Genomic DNA, 6,773 nt, shown 5'->3' with positions numbered 1-6,773 from the left:
GAAGATCAGGCCGGGGGCGAACTGAATCCGAGCGTCGCAGCGCACGATGCGGACCATCTCGCTCAGCGCTGTGACGGTCCGAATTAACTCGCGGAGGTTGCTTGCAGCCGCCTTGCCCAGTATGGGTTCGACTTGCCGCATGAACTCTGCAGAGCCAGCACCGCGTCAATGAGCGGTCGATCTCCGCTGCCGCGGCAAGACGCGACATACGCTAGGCTCTACCGACCATCGCGAAATCGAACGCGGACCGACGCTTCGGCGGCGAAGATCTACCGGCGCGTCGCGACGTCGCGCGGAGCGCGGACGGTTCTACCGCGATAGGGCGAGCAGGGCAAACAAGCTCCATTATGATTCGGATTGCTTATACGACCAGTGAATGGAATTGCGCGGCTGCGGGTTTGGCGAAACCATCGTCGAACCGGAGTTCACTCGGTGCAATGCAAAGCTGCTCGGTCTTTCGGTCGATTCGGGGGAAGACCAGGCACGATGGGCCGCGGATATCGAAGAAGCGCAGGGTCGGTCAAATACCCGACAATCGGCGATCCCGACCTCGCGGTCGCCAAGCTCCACAACATGCTCCCCGCCGATGCCGGCGACACGGGTGAGGAACGCGCGGCGGCAAGCAACGCCACTGGGCGATCGGTTTTCATCATCAGCCTCGACGAGAGAGTCAAGCTTATGCTGACCTATCCCATGACTACCGCCCGCGACTTCGACGAAATCCTGCGTGTGCTAGGTCCGATTCAACTGACAGACCAATACAAGGTGGTCACGCCGGTCAACCGGAAGCAGCGCGAGATCGGCTATGAGCAACGAAGAGGACGAGCAATCGTTCTCAGGCTTTCAAACCCTCGCGGCGGCCTGTGAGGATTGCCGTATCGTCTCCAACTGAGAGGTCCGCGATGATTTTTCGCCAGCTATTCGACCCCGCATCCTCCACCTATACCTATCTTCTCGGCGACACCGAAAGCGGTGAGGCGCTGCTGATCGACCCCGTGTATGAGCAGGTACCGCGGGACTTGGCGCTGCTGCAGGAGTTGGGCTTGCGACTGCAGGTAACCCTTGATACCCACGTGCATGCTGATCATGTCACGGGTGCGTGGCGCTTGCGCCAACGTTGTGGCAGCATGATCGCCCTCGCCGAAACTGCCGGCGCGGAGGGGGTGAATCGCCCGCTGCGGCACGGCGACCGTGTTGACTTCGGAAAGCGCCGTCTGAGCGTGCGCGCGACGCCTGGCCATACCAACAGTTGCCTGACCTATGTTCTGGACGATCAAAGCATGGCGTTTACCGGCGACAGCCTGCTGATTCGCGGCTGCGGCCGCACCGATTTCCAGGAAGGAAGTCCGCAGCAACTGTTCTCCTCCGCGCGCGACCAGATCCTGACGCTTCCCGGCGACTGCCTGCTTTATCCGGCGCATGACTATCGCGGCATCACGGTTACGAGCGTGGCCGAAGAGCGACGCTTTAACCCGCGCCTCGGCGGCGACGTGGATCTCGGTGACTTCGCGGGTTATATGAACAACCTGAATTTGCCGCATCCTAAACAGATGGCCGTTGCAGTCCCCGCGAATCTGCGCTGCGGGAAACCGGACGCCGAGACGCCGGCGGCGGAAACGCCCGACTGGGCGCCGCTCACGCTGCGCTTCAGCGGCGTGTGGGAGATCGAGCCCATGGCACTGCTGGAGCATGCATCGGCTTTCCAGATCGTCGACGTGCGCGAAGCGCCGGAATTCATTGCTCCCCTGGGTCACCTGCCAAGCGCAAAGCTGGTGCCGCTCTCGCAGCTGATGAACAGGCTGGATGAACTGGATCGGGAGCGGCCGGTCGTGGCGGTGTGCCGCTCGGGAGTCCGCTCGGCTCAGGCTAGCGTGTTGCTGACCAAAGCAGGCTTTAGCAAGGTGGCCAACCTCGCCGGTGGAATGCTTCGCTGGAAGACGGAGGGGCTGCGCGTGGCGTGGGACAGCCCCTGACAGCCTCCGCAAATCGACGTGGACTTAGTACTACAACCGTAGATCTTTTTTACTAAATGTGGTTAACGGTACTACGTGAACATGAAGCCGATACAGACAGTCGTGAAAGCGCAGACCATCCTGTTGCAAAGCGCTTGACGACCACGTGTGCGTTGTCGGTCTCCTGAAACAGACGAAATGGCAGTTGCACGGCACCGCGAACTTCGTCATCGGAATCCTGGACGATTCGGCCATCGTCGTCTTAGCACAATCCGACAGGCAGCGGAAAGTGCAACTCACCCTTGCCTGCCTTGTTCAGCTTGCCGCCCTGGAGGTGCCCGCGCAAGAAGTGCAGTTCGGCCTATGCCATCGTTCCCTTGAGGCCGAGAAGCAGGCCGTCGTTGAACTCGCCGGGTCGTACGATCGGTCATGTTGATGCCCTCATCTGCTTGGTCGCGGGGCGATGACCAGATGGTCCCGCACGCTCGATTTGAGTTCCTGGGGTGCAGCGATGCTTTCCGCGGTATCCGGGCCGCGCCGTGGACAAAGCCGGCAACATGGTAGATTTCCCGCTGCGGGCTCATCGTGACAAGGCTGCCGCCCAGCGCCACTTCGAGAAATTGATCGTCCAGAATGACGTTCCCGAGACGGTGACCATCGACAAAAGCGGTGCCAATCTCGCCGCGCTCGAAGCCATCAATGCCCGACGTGAAGCACCGGTCAAGGTCCGTCAGGCGAAATACCTGAACAACATCGTCGAGCAGGATCACCGGGCAATCAAGCGCCACACGCGGCCGATGCTGGGGTTCAAGAATTTTCGGTGTGCCCGTATCATTCTGGGCGGCATTGAGCTGATGCACATGATCGCCAAAGGGGAGATGAAGTGCGCTCACCGAACCCATCCGTCCGCTGCTGATGAATTCTACAACCTAGCAACATGAGTAGTCCTTTGCATAACAAGCTTGTTTTCTCGGCGTTCCTTACTGCGACAAAACCAACCTTTTCATACAGTTCGCTACGCTTCATGATTTTTTCGCGATGTGTGGCAAGGGGGGATGATTCTTGTATGCGTTGCACTCGTGTCGACGGCGAAGCTGGTTCTTCAGGTATTCTGCTACGACCAGGCTCAGGCTGCTCATCTACATAATCGAAACAAACAAAATATGAATCGCTGGACTGAGGTAGTACTCAGGTTGTTGCGTCATCAAAGGACGCGTGTGGTAGTCAGCTTCGCGGGACTGATCATCGCTTCAAAAATCGCGACTTACGGCTGGGGAGCCAAGCTGCTCGGTGCCGCTTTGTTCATCATGATTCTGTGGGAAATGTCCAGTGAATGGCGAGGCTACCTGCCAGCCTTTCGACGCACGCTTTTCCGGCGCATGATGCGAATCATGAAAGCACTCCGCCCCTTGCGAAAGCTCCCCCCTGAGGTGCCCGTTCTATATGGAGCTGTCATGATGTATATGATTGTCCGGATTGCCTTGGCGTCGCAACACTGGCTCTCTCCGTTACCATCCACATACGAAACAGCCGTCATTGGATTGGCGATATCGGTCGGGGCACTGAGCCACACGCACTCGATACTAGCCAGAGTCGCGAGGTGGTCGTGGAGCAAGGTACTCGGGAAGGCACTGTATGCCGTCGCTACCGCTGCATGCGTGGCAATCGGAACTGCGGACGCGACACGTATGACGCGACTCCTTGCTCATGCCGACGCGAAATACTTTCCCAGCTTCCTTGGACTGCTCTCTTCCTGGTACGTCGTTCTGGACTTTGTACGCTGCATCGCTGTTTTTCTCTTCGCGTGCGGTTTGATACTGTTGTTGATCAACCTGCCATCACTTTTCCTCCGCTTCGCACGCAACTACGTCCGGTTTTTGCCAAATACCGGAACAAATAGACTATTCCTTCTGTGGCGCCGCATGCGGTTTGGCCGCAGTACCGACCCAGCTCTTGCTCAAGGGAAGTACATACGCGATGTCGTTGAGCTTTTCACGCCCCTTGCTCTGCTAATTCTAGCGTCGCTAGTGATCAATGCTCCCGACTGGATCATGAAAGCACAGCCGACCGGGATGATTCTTGACCAGACCTTACTTGCAATGGAGTACACCGCCGACGGCGGTTGCCCTAACGTGCTCGGAAATCTGCCGACTGTCCATCTTGACGGGGATTTCGTCTCGGTGGCGACAGTGGTGAACGGCAGGCTGAGCACCACTCGACAAACGTGTCACATTGTTCAACAGCCGAAGTCGTGAGCTAACACGAAGTGGCACGACCGCGCGGAACCGTATCTCCAAGGTCGGCCCGGGGCGGCTAAGCTGGGTGCTTGTCCGCCCCTTTTTTTGCCCCGTGCGGCGAGCTATAGCGCGTGAATCAAGATAACTCTTTATGCACTAGCAGCTTCCAAAACCCGGAGGGTGCCGCCCCTCGGGATTTGCGGGCACGGTGAGCGTTCGCAAATTTTCTGCGTTTGCATCAGTCAACGGTCAAAGCATGACGGTTCAGCGAATTAACAGCCATGGCTAAAACACCAGCCTTCACTGTTCAATGCAACTCCATCGCGCCTAACATCGCCGAACTCGACTCATGAACACTAATAACGGCTCCGACCGTCAAAAAACCCTTAAAACTGCCCTCACCGTCGCCGTCGAGCTAGTCGCGGATATGGACCGGTCCCTTTTCAGCCGAGAAGGCATAGTGACCGTCGTTCCCGAGGTCATCGTTTGGATGATGAAAGAGTCTTCGCCCGAACTATTCCGTGAAATTGACGGCCGCGACCTGCGGGAGAGCCTGGTTTCCTTGCTCGATGAGTATGCCGCGCTCCGCATGAAGGCGCAGCAGAGGTTTTTTCTTCCTGCTGCACACAGCACCCGCGAATCCGACTGCGAGGCTCAACGGCTCGTCCGCATCACATACGACGACCTGTTGAATGCATTGTCGACCTCAGCGGTCAGTCCCGAGTTTCGCCATGTCTTTGCCTCAATCCTGCCGGATGTCGAGGAGAAGCTGGAGCTGATTGACGCAATTCCATGGGGCGACGAAGAAATCGAAGATTCGCCGGCGTGGAACGTCGACACGACGCCGCTGTTCGACCATTACTCGCGGCACAGGAAGGCCGAACAGCTCCGCGACCCAATTGCCAACTCGACCGAACCGCTCGAGCTCGCCAAGATTTGGCTTAAGTCAACACTCGAGGCGATGGACGACGGCCGTCACCCCTACTTTTGGTCGACCGTATACACGTCGGTCCTGGGCGAATGGTTTCAGACGACCTCACCATCTCTCGCAAAGTCTGTCGAGGCGGCTGGTCTCATCCCCGCCTTTTACGACGCGGCGGGGTCATACGTAGCGACCATGCGCGACATCGAGCGGCGCTGGCACAGGTTAAGCGAGCCGCTGTGCAAACTGGTATCGAACCGCACTGGCAGCGCGGACGAAGCCATCGAAATCATCGCGTCCATGCTCGATATAAACGCGCGGCAGGAAACCGAGCGGATTGCAATTGCCCGACAGGTGTACGACATGTTCTGCCGGCGTCTCAATCCAGAGCGGACAGCCAAGTCTTGCAAACTTTTCGCGTCCCCGGCAAGCAACCCACTTATTGAGATGATTAGGCAGGACCCGGCTTCATGGGAAACCTGCTACCTGGTCGACACCTCAGCGCTGCCGATGCCGTTCGCAGAGCGCGTCACCGAGCGGCAATGCCTTGTTGTTCGCCTGCCCGAGGCGCGATTGCAGCTTCTCAACGAGCTGGCCGACGACACTGGACTGACCGGCGTCTTCTCGAAGATGAGCGATGGAAGTCAACGACGGTTCAATCTGACCGTCAATCACGCGTTCTGGGCACCAAGGGAACAACTATGGCATGCGATATTCAGATTTCGAAACGAGGTTCCCGTCCTTTACCTCTTTGCAGACATCTGCATTCTTGCTCGGTACCACTTCAATCATTTCGTCGACCTGCGACGGGTCGCTGACGTCCCGTACCGCAATTGGGATTCGGCAACGCTCGACGATGGCGAATGGCGATATGCAGCGCGGCACTACCAGTCGGAGCTACCCGACGGAACGCAGGTCAAGCCAGCGATTCTGACGACAGTGACGGACCTGACTTCACCCACATCGCTATCGGATTGGACCCAAGTAGTGATGATTCGCCCTGAGACCGTTAGTTTGAGGGTGCACAAATCTGCTCACGCAATTTGTCTTCGCAGGGAAAACGGTCGCCCCTGCTGAGGGGTGCGGCGCGGGCGCCGCCACCGTGGGTGCCTTTCGCGCTCCGGCGCGACAAGCCGCGCCGGGTGGCGAGCCAATGCTCGCGCACCGCACCTCTGTACGCTGCATGAACGCTGAGCCAGGCAGCCACACGCGAATCTCCGCTTTTCCTTGCAGGTAGCTCGAGGGCGTGATGACCGCCTCGCACCGGAACACGGACAGCCTTGCCGGCGCGTGGCAGACGTTCAGTCAACTTCTGCCCGCGACGGGCGATCACGCCCGCCGCGGCAGCATGCACACTCCAGCCACGTCGCGATGCGTACTTCACGGCACCGATGGTCGACGTGTAGGCCGGATCAATTCTGATCAGTTCGACACCGGCCCGAAAGCATGCGTGCTCCCTTCGGGCTCATCTGCACCAGCGCTTTCTTCTTCGCGGTGAAGTCTAGATCTTCAGCGACAATCGGTTTGCGAGTTTCCTTCGCCCATGCCACGACTGCTGTCAGTGCATCTGAGAGCACAGCGTTGCGCTGTAAGCGCTAGTTTTAGCACACCGAATGCAGATTTGATGGTCGGTGCGCGTTTGTCGTGTCAGCCGACGTTCGT

5 protein-coding genes and 1 pseudogene are annotated in these 6,773 nt (G+C 58.4%); all 6 read left to right on the top strand.

Annotation, left to right across the window (positions count from 1 at the left end; all coding sequences use genetic code 11):
• Positions 1–486 precede the first annotated feature (486 nt).
• The gene (locus J3489_RS36670) at positions 487–867 is read left to right on the top strand and encodes a thioredoxin domain-containing protein (protein ID WP_207005686.1); all 381 of its coding nucleotides are present in this window, start codon (positions 487–489) and stop codon (positions 865–867) included.
• A gap of 35 nt (positions 868–902) precedes the next feature.
• On the top strand, positions 903–1,973 hold the full coding sequence (locus J3489_RS36665) for an MBL fold metallo-hydrolase (protein ID WP_207005685.1): 1,071 nt from the start codon (positions 903–905) through the stop codon (positions 1,971–1,973).
• Positions 1,974–2,157: 184 nt separating this feature from the next.
• Entirely contained in the window at positions 2,158–2,388 is a 231-nt protein-coding gene (locus J3489_RS36660) for a hypothetical protein (RefSeq protein WP_207005684.1), read from the top strand.
• A gap of 85 nt (positions 2,389–2,473) precedes the next feature.
• A pseudogene (locus J3489_RS36655) lies at positions 2,474–2,893 on the top strand (IS6 family transposase); the annotation flags it as partial.
• A 138-nt stretch (positions 2,894–3,031) separates the two neighbouring features.
• Positions 3,032–4,207 carry a hypothetical protein gene (locus J3489_RS36650; protein WP_207005683.1) on the top strand — a complete coding sequence of 392 codons (1,176 nt, stop codon included), beginning with the start codon at positions 3,032–3,034 and terminating at the stop codon, positions 4,205–4,207.
• A 331-nt stretch (positions 4,208–4,538) separates the two neighbouring features.
• Positions 4,539–6,188 carry a hypothetical protein gene (locus J3489_RS36645; RefSeq protein ID WP_207005682.1) on the top strand — a complete coding sequence of 550 codons (1,650 nt, stop codon included), beginning with the start codon at positions 4,539–4,541 and terminating at the stop codon, positions 6,186–6,188.
• The last annotated feature ends 585 nt before the right edge of the window (positions 6,189–6,773 follow it).

This window comes from Trinickia mobilis (genome assembly GCF_017315705.1).
Classification (GTDB): Bacteria; Pseudomonadota; Gammaproteobacteria; order Burkholderiales; family Burkholderiaceae; genus Trinickia_A; species Trinickia_A mobilis.
The sequence above is the reverse complement of the archived record's forward strand: the minus strand, read 5'-3'. Positions and strand labels throughout refer to the sequence as shown.

Bases quoted from the DNA above. Each gene is read 5' to 3' on its own strand.
- J3489_RS36645 (WP_207005682.1), top strand. From the start codon at position 4,539: ATGAACACTAATAACGGCTCCGACCGTCAAAAAACCCTTAAAACTGCC.
- J3489_RS36665 (WP_207005685.1), top strand. From the start codon at position 903: ATGATTTTTCGCCAGCTATTCGACCCCGCATCCTCCACCTATACCTAT.
- J3489_RS36670 (WP_207005686.1), top strand. From the start codon at position 487: ATGGGCCGCGGATATCGAAGAAGCGCAGGGTCGGTCAAATACCCGACA.